Genomic DNA, 17,015 nt, shown 5'->3' with positions numbered 1-17,015 from the left:
CCGACGTATGACGGTGGGTTCTGAGCATGACTGACTTTGCGATAACTGACTCGGAGGCACTCGATGCCGTGCAGCGGATCCTGGGTGAGGTCCTGGGTATCGAGGGTGCGGACCTGACCCAGAGTTTCCATCATCTGGGCGGGGATTCGCTGCGTGCGCTGAAGGTCGCGGGCCGGATCGCATTCGAATTCAACACCGCCGCCGCGGTGGACGGGACGGTGCTCGAGGCGCTGCTCGACGGCACGACCGGTGCGGCGCTGGCCCGGCTGCTGCTGGATTCGATCGAACAGGACGCCGCCGAGGAGGTCGAGAATCTGGCGTCGCGGGAGTTGTCCTTCGGCGAGGAGCGGCTGTGGATGGCCCAGCAGTATCAGCGGGACCGCTCGACCTATCACTCCGTCGGCGCGTTTCGCGTGACGGGGACGCTCGATCTCGCGGCGCTGGACCGGGCGCTGGCGATCCTGGTCGATCGGCATCCGGCGCTGCGGACCCGGTACGCGGCGGATCGCCCGGCGGTCGTGGCGGACGGATTCGATCCGCCATCGATCGATATCGCGCATCATCGCGAGATCATGGAATGGTCGCGGGCCGAGGTGCTGGCCGAGCAGGGTATCCAGGAACCGTTCGATCTGACCAGCGGCCGGCTGTTGCGGGTGCGCACCTGGCGGACCGGGGAGCGGGAGTGGCTGCTGCAGGTGATCCTGCATCACATCGCGATGGACGGCTGGTCGATGGACATCATCTATCGCGAACTGGCCGCCCTGTACGCCGGAGGCGATCCGGGGCCCGGCGAATCGGTCGACTACCGGGATTTCGCGCAGTGGCAACGGGTTTCGGCGGGTGTCGAGGCGGAGGCGGAGGCCTGGGCGCAGCGGCTGCTGCCGCTGCCCGACCGGATCGAACTGGGCGACGGCCGCCGGCGCAAGCCCACCCGATCGCTCGAGGGGCAGGTCCTCTACACCGATCTGCCGCCCGAACTGACCGAGAAGCTGGTCCGGATCGCCGCCGGGGCGCGCACCTCGCTGTTCGTCGTGCTGCTCGCGCTGCTGCATATCTGCCTGGCTCGGCGCACCCGGCAGTGGGACGCGCTGATCGGCACGGTCGTCGCGGGCCGCAGCCGTCCCCAGGATCATGCGACCGTCGGCTACTTCACCAATACCGTGCCGGTGCGCGTCACCGCGGCGCTCGACGCGACGGTCGCTGCGCTGCTCGCGACGCTGCGTGACGAATGGCGATACGTCTTCACCCATCAGGGTGTGCCGCTGGAGGAACTCGCCGTGCGGACGCGCCGAGCGCCGGATCCGGCCCGCACGCCGCTGGTCGATATCGTCATGGTCCTGCAGAACAACGACGATGTGCCGTTGATGCTCGACGACTGTGTCGCCGAGCCGGTGTGGATGCATACCGGCACGGCCAAGTTCGATCTGCTGCTCGAGGCGATCAAGGTATCCGGAATCCTGCATCTGAGTTGGGAATACGCGACCGAGGTGCTGACCGGCGAGGAGGTCGCAGACCTCGCCGCCACCTTCGAACACCTCGCGTGGGCGCTGCCCGAGAACGGCACCACGACCGTGCGTGAACTCCTGCGGCCGACGCGGGCCGAACTCGCGCGCATCGATGACGCGAACACCCCGGCGCGTCCCGGTGCGGCCGAACTCGATATCCACGACCTGTTCGAGGCGGTCCGCGCGCGCCGCCCGGACACCGTCGCGCTGTACGGCTCGGCGACCGAGCTGAGCTTCGCCGAACTCGGACGCCTGCGCGATCGGGTCGCCGGCCGTCTCGTCGAGATCGGTACCTCGCCCGGAGACATTGTGGCCGTGGACGATACGGATCCGTCGCTGTCGGTGGCCGCCATGCTGGCGACCTGGTCGGTCGGCGCGACGGTGGTGATGATCAGTACGGACTGGTCCGACGAGCGGCGCGACCGGCTGGTGCGCGGCTGCCGGGCCGCGGCCCTGATCGGCGGCAGGGCGGCGAATCCGGCAGGGCCCGTGCTGATTTCCCCCGAGTCCGTGGCGGTGGCCGCGCCGTACACCGACGGGCCGATTCGGCGGCGGCCCGACGATCCGGCGTGGCTGGTCGTGGGTGCCGACGCGACCGGCGAGCCCGAACTCGTGGCGGGCCGCCACCGCAGCCTGCTCGGCCGCTGTGCCTGGACATGGGAGAACTTCCCCTACGAGTCGGGGGAAGTGGTTGTGGTGCAGCGCCTTTCGGGCGCCATCGACGCGATCTCCGAGACCCTGGCGGCACTGCTGGCCGGGGTTCCGGTCGCGGTGCTTCCCGCCTCGGACGCCCACATCACGGCCGAGTGGGTGCGCCGGTACCAGGGGACGAGAGTGTCGGTGACGCCGTCGCTGATGTGGACGATGCTGCACACGGTCCCCGATTCGCCCGCGGCGCTGGCGAGTCTGCGAGTCTGCGCCTTCACCGGCGAGACACTGGACGCCGATCTGCTCGCCGAGGTCGGCCACGCCCTGCCGGGCTGCCGGTTGCTGAATCGGTACGGCCGGTGCGAGACAACGGGATACGTCACCTGCGCCGAGGTCACCACCCATACCGCCGGTGCGGACGTTCCTCTCGGGCGGCCGATCGACGACACCTCGCTGTTCGTCGTCGACGAACGGGGTGAATCGGTGCCACCGGGCGTGGTCGGCGAGCTCGTGGTCGCCGGTGCGCCGATCGGCGCGGGGTATGTATCCGACGGGAATGTCGTGCGCGGCAGGCGGTTCCGCAACAGCGCACCGTCGGTCGGGGACGAGCCCTGCTACTACACCGGCGATCTCGGCTGGCTCGATGCGCAGGGACGGTTCGGATTCGTCGGTCGTGCGGACCGGGTGGCCCGAATTCGTGGCTGCCGAGTCGAACTCGCGGCTGTCGAGGCCACGCTCCGCGCGGTCGACGGCGTCGGCGGGGCGGTCGCCTGGACCGAACAGGATTCCTCCGGCGATCACATCCTGGCCGCGGTCGTGCCGCGCACCGGCGAGGAGTTGTTCGGCGATAAGGTCCGGCTCGGGGTTCAGTACCGGCTGCCGTCCTATATGGTGCCCGCGCGCGTGCTCGTCATCGATGCGCTGCCGCTCACCGCGCGCGGCACCCTCGATCGCGCGGCGATCGCCGCGCTGGCGGCCCGCCAGGGCGACGGCGCGGCCGGATCGGAGGCGATATCCCCGGCGGAACAACGGATCCGCAAGATCTGGTCGGTGGTCCTGCGCGGCGAATCGGCCGGACCCGACGACAACTTCTTCGCCCTGGGCGGTGACTCCCTGGCCGTGACCGCCATGCTGACGGGGGTGCTGCGGGAGTTCGGCGTCGAACTCGGACTCGTCCGGTTCCTGATGCGGCCGACGATGCGCGGTATCGTCGATCAACTCGTCGAATGTGGGGCGGTGGCGTGAATCCAGACCATGTGTCGATCCGGGTGAGTGGCGCCAGGGAGAACAATCTGCGGTCGGTCACCGTGGAGATCCCCCGTCAGTCGATCACGGTGATCACGGGCGTCTCCGGAAGCGGTAAGTCCTCGTTGGCCTTCGGCACGGTCTATGCCGAGGGGCAGCGCCAGTATCAGGAGAGCCTGTCGCCGTATGTGCGGCGCGGTGTGGACAAGGTCCCCAAACCCAAGGTGGACGCGATCACCGGGCTCGGCCCGACCATCGCCGTCAAACAGCATGCCCCGGGGCGCAATCCACGCTCCACGGTCGGCAGCATCACCGAGGTCGGCGATCTGCTGCGCCTGCTGTACGCGCGGGCGGGGCTGCACACCTGTCTGCACTGCGGTGCGGACGTGGTGCCTCGGACCACCGACGAGCTGCTCGCCCAGGCGACGGCGGCGGTGCGCGAGGGGCCCGTCCGCATGGGACAGGTGCCGCGGTGGATGCTGCCGATCACCGACGGGCGCGCACCGCTCGCGGACCGGTACGCGGTCGATGTGGTCGACTTGAACGGCCGAGCGGGACAGCAGGATTCGATCGATCACATCCGCCGCCAGGTCTCGGCGCTGCGCACCCGGCCCGACGCCGTGCTCGTGGTCGAGCGCGCGGACGCGAGCCGGATCCATCTGTCGGACGGCCATGTGTGCGCGAGCTGCGGGCGCCGGGCGATCGCGGTGTCGTCGCGGTTCTTCAGCGCGAATACCCCGGACGGGATGTGCCGCGGCTGTGAGGGCATCGGGACACGGATCGCGGTGTCGGAGGCCAGGATGGTCGCCGATCCGCACGCCTCGATCCGGGCGGGGGCGCTGGCGTTCTACGGCGACCGGCGGCGCCTGCCCAAGAAGACGTATTGGCCGGTACGTGATCTGCCGGAGCTGTTGACCCTGTTCGGCGCCACCCTCGACACGCCCTGGTCCGAACTGCCCGCGGCGTTGCGTGACATCGTGCTGCACGGTGAGACGTCGCGGCCGATACCCGCCGCGGTCGCCTCCTTTCTGCCCGGACGGACCGATTCGGGTCTGGTGCCGCAGATCGATCGGCTCGCGCGGTCCGCGGCGGCGGACGACCGCAGGCATAACTACGACCGGTTCATGACGACCGAACCGTGCGCGGACTGCGACGGCACGCGGTTGAATGCCGACGCGCGGGCGGTTCGCCTCGAGGGACTCGATATCACCGAGGTGATGGCGCGGCCGATCGCCGAATTGCCCGGCTGGCTGGACGAGGTCGTGAAACTCGCACTGCCCGATATCGTCGCGGAGGCGGTCACCGAGATCGTTCACGAACTGCGCCAACGGCTTTCGCATATCTGCGAGGTCGGCCTCGACTATCTGTCGCTGGATCGGCAGATGCCCGCGTTGTCGGCCGGTGAGGGCCAACGGCTGCGCATCGCCCGCCAACTCGGCTGCGGACTGGTCGGTGTCGTGTATGTGCTGGACGAGCCCTCGATCGGACTGCATCCCCGCGATACCGGACGGCTGATCGAGAGCCTGCGGCGACTGCGCGATGCGGGCAATACGGTGATCGTGGTCGAACACGATGCCGAGGTGATGCGCTGCGCCGATCACCTGATCGATATCGGCCCGGGCGCGGGTAATGCGGGCGGGCAGGTGGTCGCGGCCGGAACGCCGGAAGAGGTGATGGCCCACCCCACCTCGGCGACCGCCCGCTATCTGCGCGGTGCGCTGGTGCCGGGCGGCCTGCGCGGTGAACGACGGACGCCGGATCCCGCCGCGCGGATCGTGCTCACCGGCGCGCGACTGCACAATCTGCGCGGTATCGATGTGGCCATTCCCATAGATCTGCTGACCTGTGTCACCGGGCCCAGCGGCAGCGGCAAAAGCTCACTGGTGAAGGGCATTCTGGAACCCGAGGTGGCCGCCGCGCTGGGCGGTGGGTCGGGTGCGGGCGACGATGTGCTGGACACGCTGAGCGGTCATGAGGTGTTCGGCCGGGTGATCGGCGCGGCACAGGATCCGATGGGACGGTCGAGCCGGTCGATACCGGCGACCTATATCGGCATCTTCGACGAGATCCGCCAGCTGTTCGCGCGGCTGCCACTGTCGGTCGAACGCCGGTGGACCACAGCGCGTTTCTCGTTCAACGCCGAATCCGGCCAGTGCTGGACCTGCCGCGGTTCCGGTGAACAGTCGATGCCGATGCATTTCATGGCGGATGTGGTGGTGCCCTGTTCGGTCTGCGCGGGCCGGCGATACAACGCCGAGGTGCTCGAGGCGCGGCTGGACGGCCTGACCATCGCCGAGGTGCTCGACCTCGAGGTGACCCAGGCCGTCGGCTTCTTCGGCGAGCGCGCCCGGATCGCGCGGGCGCTGAGCATGCTCGACGAGGTGGGGCTGGGACATCTGCGGCTCGGGCAGAGCTGTGCGACGCTCAGCGGGGGAGAGGCCCAGCGCCTCAAGCTGTCTCGCGAACTGCTGCGCGACGTCGACTCCGCGCGCACGCTGTACGTCGTGGACGAGCCGACCAGCGGGTTGCACGCCGCCGATGTGAGTCTGCTCATCGGGCTGCTGCACCGGCTGGTCGACCGCGGCGACACCGTGGTGGTGATCGAGCACAATGTCGACGTGATCGCGTCGGCGGACTGGATCATCGATCTCGGTCCCGGCGGCGGCGTGGACGGCGGCCTGATCGTCGCGCAGGGCACGCCGGAGGAAATCGCCGCCGATTCCCGAAGTGCGTTGGCGCCCTTTCTATCCGGGGCTGCGGCGGTCAGTTCGGGCGTCTGTGGGTGACCTTCCGATGGCAGAGGCCAGTCATCCAGAGCGTGACTCCAGAGCCTTACGGATCAGCTCTCGTGCCCCGTTACCAACCACTGCCTGTTCTGCGAGCGTTTGAAACGTCTTCTCGTACAGCACAAGTTCGCGAGGCTGTGTAATCGTGAGTTCGGCAGTGATGGTCTCGACAAGCACTCTCCGCCGATCGAACATGCAGAAATTCGATTGCGGGACAACGTATTCCGTCTCGAGCGGGACCACACCAAGAACCACCCTCGGTAGCGTCATCGCAATCAGTAGTCGGTCCAACTGGCCGACCATGGCGTCATTGTCGCCGATCGTGGTGTGCAGGACCTGTTCAGCGATGACGAAGTGAAACCGATGATCGCCGCGATACAGCACCTGTTGCCGTTCCATTCGTGCGGCGAGCATGGCTTCGAGATCGGACCGAGAGCCGTGATAGAAGTCCAGCACCTTGCCGAGTAGCGCTTCCGCATACGCCGGTGTCTGGAGAAGCCCCGGCACTACCCAGGGCTCGTACCAGCGCATCAGTTTCGTCTCGGCTTCCCAGTTGATCGATTGCCGTTGCCGTACCGGCAGCCGCATTCGCCTGGTCTCGAGGTACGCCGTCTCGATATTGCGGAGTGTCGCGATCAGGTCGGGGATCTGGTCGACGGCATCGCAGGATCGGCACCATGCGTTGACGTCGGTTTCGCTGGGTGTCTGCCGCCCCAGTTCGATTTTCGACATCTTCGAGCGGGGCCACCCGTGTATGACGGCGAGCGCGCGTGCGGTGAATCCGGCGTTCTTGCGGATCTCTCGTAGGCGAGCACCGAGAGCTTCCCTGGCTTGCCGATCGGGGTGCGTCACTGCTGCGATGTGATCGGCGCGTACTCGGCATAGGGAATCCCCAACGGCCACACCCGGTCACGAACCGAGCGGATATGCGCGGCAATCACAGGATCGATAGTCGTTGCCAGACCGGCACCCGCGCCATCGGATGTGAACACGCTGAAGGCCACCAACTCGTCATCGAAGATCCACCAGTCATCACCGCTGAGCAGTTGCGGGTCGATGGTGTGGCGCGGGATGTATCGCACGTCTTCGCCAGCGGCGACATTCAACCGGGCTATCGCGAGCGCGAATCGCGTGTAGTCGGTGTGTGGTTCGGTGACGACACGCACCCGCCTGATGATCGTGCCACTTTCCGTCGCCGCGTGGACGACGTTCGCCCAACCGGCGAACCACGCATAGTCATCGGGTTCACCGGTCAGGAACCTGCGAAACGGCTCGTCTTCCTCCGGGGTGGCGTAGGTGTCCTGGAGCTCGAGATGAACCGCTACAGACCAGTTCTCACGGAAGAGGTGGTTCGCATCCTCACCGTGATGCAAGAGCATCGGGGCGAATCTCCTGTCCTACGGGAACTTCCACGGCCAACTCGTGATCGGGAACGTCCATCTGTGCCAATGCTTCCGGATCGGTGACCGGCTCACCCTGCAGGATGAACGTGCCATGTCCGGTGTCCTGTAGCAGAATACCCAAGCACGTCCCCGGCTCGAGGAACTCGAGGAGCCGATGGGGTATCTCGATCTGACCGTCCACGCCGGTCTTCCACCCCTGACAGACGTAAGTGCCATGGTCGGAGGCCCATAAGGTGGGCGATTGCTGACCAGTGGTGTTCTTGCCGAGGAATCTGAGACGCATGAGGTGACCTCCCGATCGAGAGTGTTCCTGGCCCCGAGTAGTCCCCAACCGACGACGGAACAGGGGCCGGAGATGGACAGACCCACAAGGCGTTTCGAGTTCGAGGGTGGCGTGCTGGAGGTCTACGACTACGGAGACGACCCCGACACCGGTCCAGGGGTTTACCTGGCGCTGTTCAGCAGTCGGGACTCGACCGAGCCGGAGGTCCGTCCCGTCTCAGACGAACCCGATGCGGTGGCGTTGTGAGCCTTGCGGATTGGGTGGGCTTGGCGGTCGCGGCTGGAATCCCGTTGACCGTGTTCGTGATTGTGGCGTTCGATGTCCGCCGCATCCTCAAAGGGCCAGACAAATGACCCGCGATCGACGCGACCGTGAGGAGTGTTGGGGATGACTGACACATCGACCTCGATGTAGCGGCTGAATCGTGCTCCTTGGAACCGCTGGCCGATGGTGGCTCGGGACAAGTTGCGATGACCGCTGTGCCGCGGCAGCAGTGGGAGTAGACCCCCGCAAGTGCCTATCCGACAGGCTTATTCAAGCCCTGCGCGTCGATCCATGTCTTCGCGACGGTGGCCGGATCGGTGTTCCTGGGTCCGGATGTCGCATCGTTGAGCGAACGTAGCTCGGCGGTGGTCAGTTTCGCCGATACCGCATTGAGCACCCGGATCGCCTTGTCCGACTTCTTTCTTGTATTGAGCAGCGGCACCACGTTCTGGGCTGCGAAATTGTGCTTGGGATCCTCCAGCACCACCAGGTTGTTTTGCTTGATGGCAGGGGATGTGGTGTAGATATCGGCGGCGATGGCCTGCCCGGAAGTCAACGCCTGGACGGCGGCGGCGCTGTTGTCGCCGCCGACCGGGACGAACCGCGCGGCAGCGATGCCGAGGCCGTAGTTCTTCGTCAGGCCTGGCAGACCACCCGGACGCTCCTCGAACCCGGTCGGGGCGGCGAAGGTGACTTCGGCTGCGTGTGGGACCAGGTCTGCGATCGTTTTGAGGTTCCACTTCTCGGCGGTAGCACGGGTGACAACGACTGCGTCGGAGTCTTCAGCAGGTGCCGCTTTGCCCATTGCCAGGTGGTCTCCGAGCGCCGTGGTCAGCGCAGCCTCGATATCCGAACCAGAGGTGGCCGCCGCTGATTTATCCAGATATTGCAGCAGATTGCCGGTGTAGTCGGGAACGACGCTGACCGAGCACTGCCGCAATGCCGGAATGTAGGCGTCCCGGCTGCCGATGCCGAGTTTGGTATCGACAGTGAATCCGTTCGCGCGCAACGCTTCAGCGTAGATGTCACCGACGATCTTCGACTCCTGGAATGTCGCCGAGCCGACGACGAGCTTGTTCGTACCGCCGGTACAGCCGCTGCCGTCGTCGGAGTTGCCACCACACGCCGCGAGCCCAGCCGCGGCGGCCAAAGAGGCTGCTGCGGCGGCGAGCCGCACGACCGGATGATGTGTGTAGCTTCGGACAGGTCCGATAGCCAAAGAACTCACTGCTGTCCTTCCAAGAAGATTCATATCGCATACCGCTCGACAGCGCGCCCTCAGCCTCCCCGTGCGCCACGGTCGCTATCCGAATATTGTGGCCTCAACGTGGGCGCAGCTGCAACGAGATAACGAAATCCGCTCGTAGCTAGTCTCTGATCACCTCGATCTCTTGCAGGAGCCCCCACGCGAACCTCAGGAAGCATCGCTCGCCGAGATTCGAGTCTCGAGCGGTATAGCTGTCGTAAGTGCCCCAGGTATCAATCTCGCAGATTTGATCGAACGAGTCAGTCAGTTCAATTTGGAGAAAATCCCATGAAGTTACCCCTTCCCCGGCTCGGCAGCCGGGGCGTCTCACAAACTCTCCCTTATAGATAAATTTGCGGGTCGAGTCGAATGACAGCAGGAAGGTGAATTTCGGCCACAAAGGGAGATGATATGCGAAAGTCTCGCGACCCATACCGCTGGGCTGATCCACGAAGGCTTCGTCCAGGATCGTTGTGAGACGGTCCGCTGAACCACCTTCGGTCAGCTTGGTCTCCCGGGAGACGCCCTCGTAGCCGACTGCCATATCGGAACTGGTGCAACCGAGCTCTTCCAGGGCTGCGGCGAGCAGCGCTCCAGGCGGCTGCATCGTCTTCAGCAGATACAGTTGAAAATCAACCACACCTAGACCATTTGATGACATCACATTCTCTTTCAAGATCGATCTAGTCCAATAGCTAGTGATGCACGGGGCGATAGTTCGTCAGGTCGAGATCGCTGTTGGGATTCCAGCCCCAAGTTCCCTTGTGCGCGGTCACTCTGCCTGATTGATCAACTTCGAGCCAGGCCTTCACGCTTTGCAAAGTAGGAATAACAACCATCTTTCCGTCCGGCCCCTCCATGACACCTCCAGAGTCACCGAATGCTACCTTCGACGCGTCATCAGCCAATGCTGCGGCCCCCTGTTGACCGAGACCGAGTTTAGTGACTTCCTCGGCAATATGCTGTGCCTGACCATCGCCCCGAGGGATCGCCCTGGCACCGCCCCCGATCACTTTAGCCTGTTCTTCACGCGGCATATCCGCCACTTTGGGGTTGTCCGCGGTGGAATCACCGCCGAGGACAGCGCCTAGAATAACGCCTCCGATAATGGCTTCGGGCGCCACTACCGTACCCAGACCATCAAGGATCTCGCCCCAGGAACCCCAGGAAGGAGAGGGGACTGTGACGGATACCGTGCCGGTAAGGTCCAGGTTGTTGATGGGGTCGGCACTGGCGTAGTCGTAGTTGTTGGCCGATCCACCGGAGACGGGATCGGTTTGCAAGAACCTGCCGAGGACGGGCAGATAGGTGCGGGCTCCCATCTCCAGGGCTTGCTGGCTGGCGATGTGTTCGATCGGGATCGTGTGGCTGCCGAGCCATCCGAAGTCCATGCCACCGCTGGCGGTGGCCGGGATCGGGATGTCGCCGATGGCACCGGTGGCCGGGTCGATGTCCTGGCCGTAGGGGTCGTAGAGGTGGATCCCGCTGGTGCGAGCCGCTGCGCCGTCCGCGGTGAACAGGATGTCGCCGTGGATGTTGGAGTAGGCCCAGTCGGGGGCCTGATTGCCGCTGTAGTTCTTGGTCAGAACGGCACCACCGGGCAATTGCAGCACGCGCTGCAACAGATTCCCACCGCTATCGAGGACGAATTCAGGGGTGCTGCCGGTAGCCGTGGCGTACCCGTAGCGGGTCATGCCGGTGATCGGGGAGGCGTTGTTGCTGCCCTGGGCCGATCGCATCATGACGCGGTCAGCCACGTCGCGGGTGTACTGGACCGACAGTCCGGCGGCGGTAGTGGTGGATACGTGTCGGCGGGTGGCGTCGTAACCGAGGGTGTCGGTACCGACCTTGATCGCGTTGCCGTAGGCGTCGTAGGTGAACGACAGGGAGTTGGCTCCGCTGGTCGACAACAGCCGATCGGCATTGTCGTAGCAGTAACCGGTGACGGTCGCGGGTTGACCGTCGAAGCTGTCACTGAAGGCAGTGCGGTTGCTGTTCTGCCCTGCCTTCTTGTTCGGTCCGCAACCATTGTCCCCAGCGAAGGCGTAGGTCAGCTGATGGTGCGGCACCGTGGCCGCGACCAGGCGACCGACGCCGTCATAGGTGTAGGCGTAGTTGTAGGTCGTACCAGGAGTAGCGGTGTCGGTAACCTTGTCGTCGGTGATGCGCTGGTCGCGGGCGCGGGTGACCGTGTCGGTGACCGTGGAATCCGTTGTCTTCCAGGTGAATCCGGTCGCGATGCCAGCGTCGTCGCGGCCGATCGCGAGGCTGGAGCCGTTACCGTAGGCCGCGCCCGACACAATCCCTGCGTCGTATGCGGGGGTGGCGACCGTTGTCCCGTCCAGATCCTCGCCGGTGAGGCGGGAGGCGTTGCTCCAGTGGTAGTTCAGGGTGGAGGTGGTGCCCTTGACCGTGGTGGTGTCGCCGGTTTTGCGGCCTGCGACGTCGTATTGGGTGGTGGTGACCACTCCGTTGGCGTCGGTATAGGACACCGTCTGCCCAAGCAGGTCGACCACGGCGGTGATCGATCCGCTCTCGTCACTGACCTTGCGTGTCAACGGGTCACCACCGACGGCGTAATCGTAGGTGACGGTGCGCGCGGGCTGGTTGTCCATGGCCGGGAACGACTGCTTGATGATCCGGTCACGGGCGTCGTAGCTGGTGCACGACCAGGGTTGGTTGTTGATCCGGGCGGCAACGATGCGCCCCGCTGCGTCGTACACCGTTTCGGCCACATTGGCGGAACCGTCGGCGTTCTTGGCCGCGGTGACGGTCTTGGCCATGCCAGCCTGGCTGGCCGATGATGACGTGGAATCGCAAGGGTTGGAACGGGTTTCGTTGTCCCCATAGTAAGCGAAGGTGCCGCGCTGACCGGGGTTGCTGAGATCACCGGCCGGCAACGCGTCGGCCAGCTGGCGTAGGTACCCCTGGCCGGGCTGCTCGAAGCTGTTGCGCCGAACCAGATTCAGCCCTCCAGGGTCGTTGATCTTGGATATCGCCAGTCCGAACACCGGGTCGATCCCGTTCGAGGGGTCCGAATATCCGGTCGCGGTCTTCTTCGATGGCACGCGCCCGAGATTGGGGTCGGCGGTGTTGTCGCCGCCCTTGCTGGTCTCGTACCCGTAGCGGGGCGCCAGATTCTGGCCGGGCACGGTCACCGCGGCACCGGCACCCGGCGGCGTCCAGGTAAAGTTCAACGCACCACTCGTACCGGACCGGTTGTAGTAGTCGACCCGAATCCGGTGCCAGGCACCGGAAACGGTGTTGCTGTAGGTGCCCGGCACCGATGTGGAAACTTTGTCGGTCCACGAGTCGATGATCGACGCGTCGTCGATCCACAATCGGACGCCGTCCACGACGGTGAAGCCGAGTTGATAGTTCCCGGCTGCGGGGAATTGGATTTCGCCGGTGAAACGTCCCGACCAGCCGGACTTGTTGGCGACCGGTGGGTTGGGGCCCCAGTTGCCCGACAGGGCACCGTCGGTGGTGCCGACTCCGGTCTGCCATACCGCGGGCGCGCCGGACAGGGTCGGGTTGTCGTACAGGGCGGCCTGCAGCCCGGTCATACCCTCGTCGTAGCCATAATGTATGTGCGGCATGGTGTTCGCACACGCAGCGGTCGGCGCTTGGCCATCGAAGCACGAGGCAGATGCGGGCCCGTAGCTATCGACGAGGCGGTCGGCGTGGTCATACAGGTTGGTGGTGCGCCGGCCCGTGGTGTCGACCGTGGCGGTGGGCTTGTCCTTGACGTTCCATTCGAGTGCGGAGGTCAGTCCCTCGGCGTCGGTCGACGCCAAACCACGACCAGTGTCGTCGAAAGTGGCCTTCCTGGCGACATACGTGCCGCCGGTGAATACGTCGGGGACGATCAGGTTTTTGACGGTGGTGGTGCCGGAGCCGTAGGTGTAGGTGTGCGTACCGCGCGCCCCGTTTCCCCAACCGTTGGTGGCTGGCACGGAGATTGATGTCGGGCGTTCGGCTTTGGGTGCGACCTGCAAGTCCATGAAACCGTTGATTTGTGCCCACGGATCGTAGAAAAGCCCGTAGGTAATGACGGTTCGTTCGGTCTGCTGCTGAGGGGTTGAGGTTTGATGTGACAGCCAGTCGGCGGCTAGCGGTGATCGCAGCGCGCTGAGGAAGCCGAGCCGGTAGGTCTGTATTTGACCGTTGGGGCCCGCGTTCACGACTTGGTCTACGGGGTGGCCCGCTGCTTTGCTGGCGGGGGCGATCTTGTCTTCGTTTTCGTAGATGTAGTCGTGGATCTCGCCGCCGGGGTTCTCGATGCGGTCGAGAGTTCCGGCGTAGGAGTACCAGAGCCGGGTTTCGGTGCCGTCCCAGTATTTGATGCGGCACAGCATCTGCGCGGGTGCGTTGGCCACGCTGCCCGGGGGCTTGGTGGCACCGCCGTAGCAGCTGTCACTGCCGTCGGTGTTGTAGTAGAGGGTGTGCGAGCGACCCGACACTGGATCCTTGATCTGGGTGAGCCGCGGCGGAGTGCCGTTGTAGGCGTATTGCAGGGCTGCGGGTTTCTTCGAATCCAGGACTGAGGACACCGCGGCGAGAGTGCCGTCGGCGTTGAACACCGAGACGGTGTCGCCCTCGGTGACGGTGATCTTGCCGGTGTTGTCGAGGGCCATGACACCGTCCTCGTCGGCGGGCGGCATGTAGCCGCCCGTGGATACCTTCGTCCAGGTGTGGGCGGCACCGGTGGTGTCGGTGAGCACGACCGATCCGTCCAGTTGCTCGGCCCTGGTGTAGTTGCTGCCTGTCATCGACAGGCTCCAGCCGTTCGGAAGAGCCGGGGCTTCCGCTGCGTAGAGCTGGTCGGTCGTGACGATCTGCGGGGCGTTACCGGCGCGCTTGACCCACAAGACCATCCGCGGTGTGTCGGTCGAATGGTGGTACAGCTCGACCTTGATCGGGATCCGCTGGCCCACGGTCAGCGACAGATCATTGGCTTGCTTGGGGCCCGCAGCGGAGAAATCGCTGGCGAGACCGGAGGATTTCGGATTGTCGTAGACCAGTTGGTTGTTGGCCCAGATCCGTGCTCCTTCGGCGTGCTCGCCATCGAAGCGGAAGTCACCGGTCACCGGGGCTTTGAAATAGCCCTCCCATCGGATGACATACCAGTCCTTGTTCAGCCCGGACGGCCGCGGGTTCGGAATCCACGGGGAGTTGCCGTTATCGCTGAGCAGGTTGCCCCAATCCAGATTGATCTGGGCCTCGGTGCGCACCATCACCGGCGCCGAGTCGGGCTGCCCGCTGTGGCTGGAATCGTTGAAATACGACGCCCGCACGCCCTGCGGCGCACCGGCACGCGAGTTGTAGGACACGGCGATACCCGACTTGCCGCCGACGGAAGTGAATTGGGGGCCGCCGCCGTCGGTATGGACGTTGCCGGTGAACAGATTGACTGTGGCCCCGCCGATCTGGTCGACGGGTGTGGTCTTGGTGTCGCCGATGCGCTGGTCGACAGTGAAGTGACCGACCCACTGTGGCGTGGTCGTGGTGACCCCGCCGTCGAGGGCGGTCAGCACGGTCCAGGTGTATTTACCGCCGTTGTGCAGGACGTTCTTCGGGACGGTCCAATGCGGATCCTTCAAACAACCCGAGTCGACCAGCGATCCGGAGCGGCCGTCGAAACCGGTCGACACCTTGAAGCAGTACAGGGTGCCGTCACCGGACGGGTTGGTGACCGGATTCACCGATAGCGTCGGAGTCGGGGTGGCGATCACGCTCTGGTCGACCGGGCCTGCCAGCGTCGCCGCCGGCGGCGGAGTGCCGTAGTCCACGATCAGATTGGCCTGCAACGTCTTGAACGACGGGTCGCCGGTTTCCCCGCCGGTGAGCAGGAACCACGCGTTGGTGTCCTTCGCGGTTACGCGGTCGGCGATGTAGCCGGTCAGCGCCGAGGAATACATCGACCCGGCGGTGCCGATCAGTGCCGATGTCAGTTGGGTGCCGGTTGCGTTATAGCCGAGCGGGTTGGTGGCCTGGTAGAGATTCGAGGTGACCGGTGTCGACGTGCTGGCGGTGCCGGTGGTCTGGAAATCCATGCGGGCACCGATCACCGTCTGACCGGACAGGTTGGAGAAGTCGAATCGGAATGCCGAACGCCAGAACTGGTTCGTCCCGTTCGGCAGGGCGTTGCCGACTTGGATTCCGCACGTATCGCATTCGGGAGTGTTGTCGGATGCGAACGTCTTCGTCTCGGCGGTGTTGCCGAAACCGTAGGTATAGGTCGGGTCGACGGTGATCGGGAATACCCGCTTCTTGTCGGTCAGCCAGCCTTTGGCCACCGACACCGTCAACGACCACGCATCACCCTGACGTTCGAGGGTGTACTTGCCGCCGGTGCGCGCCGAGGTCTTCTTCTTATCCTTGCTGTCGGCGTTGGCCGAGTCGAATACCTGGATCGGTGGCATCCCCGCCACCTGCGTGCCCTTGGCGTCGGTGATGACGATGCTGTCGTCCTTGACGCGTGGGATCAGACCGTCACCGAGCTTGACGGTGAACGTCCAGCGACCATCACCGACCGACTTGGCGTCCTTGATGATCACCGATTCCTTGACCGCACCAGCCTGCACCGTGTAGTCCACGTCCTGCCCAGGCAGCGCGTCGGGATAGGTGACCGTGGAGTCCTTCACCACCCGCTGACTCTTACGGGCACCGTTGAGCGACAACGAGATCGGCACACCACCCTGATCGACGCGCAGCAGCGCCGGATCATCAGCCGTAGCAGCGAATTCGGTATGGGCGCCATCACGGACCGCGGCCGCGGTCTTCGACTGCGGCTTGTCCTGGACCCGGGTATCCATCGCCAGCCAGCCACCGTGCCCGTCGGCCACGCTCACCGGAACCTGCGACAACACCACCGAATGCGAACCATTGGCATTGAGGTAGGTCACCGACTTCTCGCTCCGCGACGACTCCTTCGACGTCTTCGGATCGAACCCGGCGTGCACACCCGACGGCGGGACCTTCGCACCCGACAACGGCAGAAAATCACCCTGCGGCGTCTTCGGATCCGGTTGGCTCGGCGAATCTTTACCATCCGCAGGATTCATCAACGGCACGGCATGCGGTTTCGCAGGATCGGCCAGCGCCGCCGGCGACAACACCGCATGTATCAGCGAGACGCCCAGCGCCACCGTCAACGCGAATACGATTGTGTGAGCACATGACGACCACAGCTTGCGTAGCCGGAACTGTGCCCGGTCGCGAACACGCGAAAGCATGATTTCCCCTTCGAAGACACAAGCTATTCAGTGACGATGCCGAAACACCACTCTTTGCGACTGTCCATGCCCGGACAGCCACAGACAGACTTCTTCCAATGACGCGGCATCTATGGATGGCGGCTGAAAGGAATCAACGAACTCCGGCTACCGAGACAGAACACGGCTATCGGATTGAAACGCCGCTCCGAGAATGAGCGGTGCGCTCGTCGCGCTTCTAGGTTGGGCCGCGCCGCCGTAACAGTCGTCGCTGTTGCAGGACAAGGTATGTGTCCGCCCTGACACCCGGTCCTTGATCTGCGCCAGCCGCGGTGTCGGTCAACACCCCCGCGCCATCGAGCAATTCGGCATGGGTGTAGCCGCTGGCGGATCGGCGAGCTGCCAGGCCGGAGGGAGC

The 17,015-nt window shown here is 65.0% G+C and carries 9 protein-coding genes; 3 read left to right on the top strand and 6 right to left on the bottom strand.

The features are described 5' to 3' along the window. The first annotated feature begins 26 nt into the window (after nt 1-26). Nucleotides 27-3,398 carry a condensation domain-containing protein gene (locus tag ACIA76_RS06750; protein ID WP_397149270.1) on the top strand — a complete coding sequence of 1,124 codons (3,372 nt, stop codon included), beginning with the start codon at nt 27-29 and terminating at the stop codon, nt 3,396-3,398. Further along, nucleotides 3,395-6,184 (top strand): excinuclease ABC subunit UvrA, encoded by a 2,790-nt coding sequence (uvrA, locus tag ACIA76_RS06745; protein ID WP_397149268.1) that lies wholly within the window; start codon nt 3,395-3,397, stop codon nt 6,182-6,184. Before ACIA76_RS06750 ends, uvrA begins: the two co-directional genes overlap by 4 nt. Nucleotides 6,185-6,205: 21 nt before the next feature. Here uvrA and ACIA76_RS06740 read toward each other — a convergent pair whose 3' ends face one another. The 3 genes from ACIA76_RS06740 to ACIA76_RS06730 are packed head-to-tail and all read right to left on the bottom strand — an operon-like array spanning nt 6,206 to nt 7,870. Further along, nucleotides 6,206-7,036, bottom strand: a complete 831-nt coding sequence (locus tag ACIA76_RS06740; protein ID WP_397149266.1) for a helix-turn-helix domain-containing protein — start codon at nt 7,034-7,036, stop codon at nt 6,206-6,208. Continuing rightward, nucleotides 7,033-7,563: a DUF6879 family protein gene (locus tag ACIA76_RS06735; RefSeq protein WP_397149264.1), complete on the bottom strand. Its 531-nt coding sequence runs from the start codon at nt 7,561-7,563 to the stop codon at nt 7,033-7,035. The genes ACIA76_RS06740 and ACIA76_RS06735 overlap by 4 nt, the downstream gene beginning before the upstream one ends. Further along, on the bottom strand, nt 7,544-7,870 hold the full coding sequence (locus ACIA76_RS06730; protein ID WP_397149262.1) for a hypothetical protein: 327 nt from the start codon (nt 7,868-7,870) through the stop codon (nt 7,544-7,546). The genes ACIA76_RS06735 and ACIA76_RS06730 overlap by 20 nt, the downstream gene beginning before the upstream one ends. 72 nt (nt 7,871-7,942) lie before the next feature. On the opposite strand from ACIA76_RS06730, the gene ACIA76_RS06725 reads away from it, so the two are divergent. Next, nucleotides 7,943-8,116: a hypothetical protein gene (locus ACIA76_RS06725; RefSeq protein WP_397149260.1), complete on the top strand. Its 174-nt coding sequence runs from the start codon at nt 7,943-7,945 to the stop codon at nt 8,114-8,116. A 271-nt stretch (nt 8,117-8,387) separates the two neighbouring features. Here ACIA76_RS06725 and ACIA76_RS06720 read toward each other — a convergent pair whose 3' ends face one another. The 3 genes from ACIA76_RS06720 to ACIA76_RS06710 form a co-directional block, all read right to left on the bottom strand. After that, nucleotides 8,388-9,311 (bottom strand): ABC transporter substrate-binding protein, encoded by a 924-nt coding sequence (locus ACIA76_RS06720; RefSeq protein WP_397149258.1) that lies wholly within the window; start codon nt 9,309-9,311, stop codon nt 8,388-8,390. Between the two features lie 190 nt (nt 9,312-9,501). Continuing rightward, on the bottom strand, nt 9,502-10,056 hold the full coding sequence (locus ACIA76_RS06715; protein WP_397149256.1) for a hypothetical protein: 555 nt from the start codon (nt 10,054-10,056) through the stop codon (nt 9,502-9,504). Between the two features lie 19 nt (nt 10,057-10,075). Beyond that, nucleotides 10,076-16,618 carry a PA14 domain-containing protein gene (locus ACIA76_RS06710; RefSeq protein WP_397149254.1) on the bottom strand — a complete coding sequence of 2,181 codons (6,543 nt, stop codon included), beginning with the start codon at nt 16,616-16,618 and terminating at the stop codon, nt 10,076-10,078. Between the last annotated feature and the right edge of the window lie 397 nt (nt 16,619-17,015).

This window comes from Nocardia sp. NPDC051570 (assembly GCF_044454005.1).
In the GTDB taxonomy this organism is placed as follows: Bacteria; Actinomycetota; Actinomycetes; order Mycobacteriales; family Mycobacteriaceae; genus Nocardia.
The sequence above is the reverse complement of the archived record's forward strand: the minus strand, read 5'-3'. Positions and strand labels throughout refer to the sequence as shown.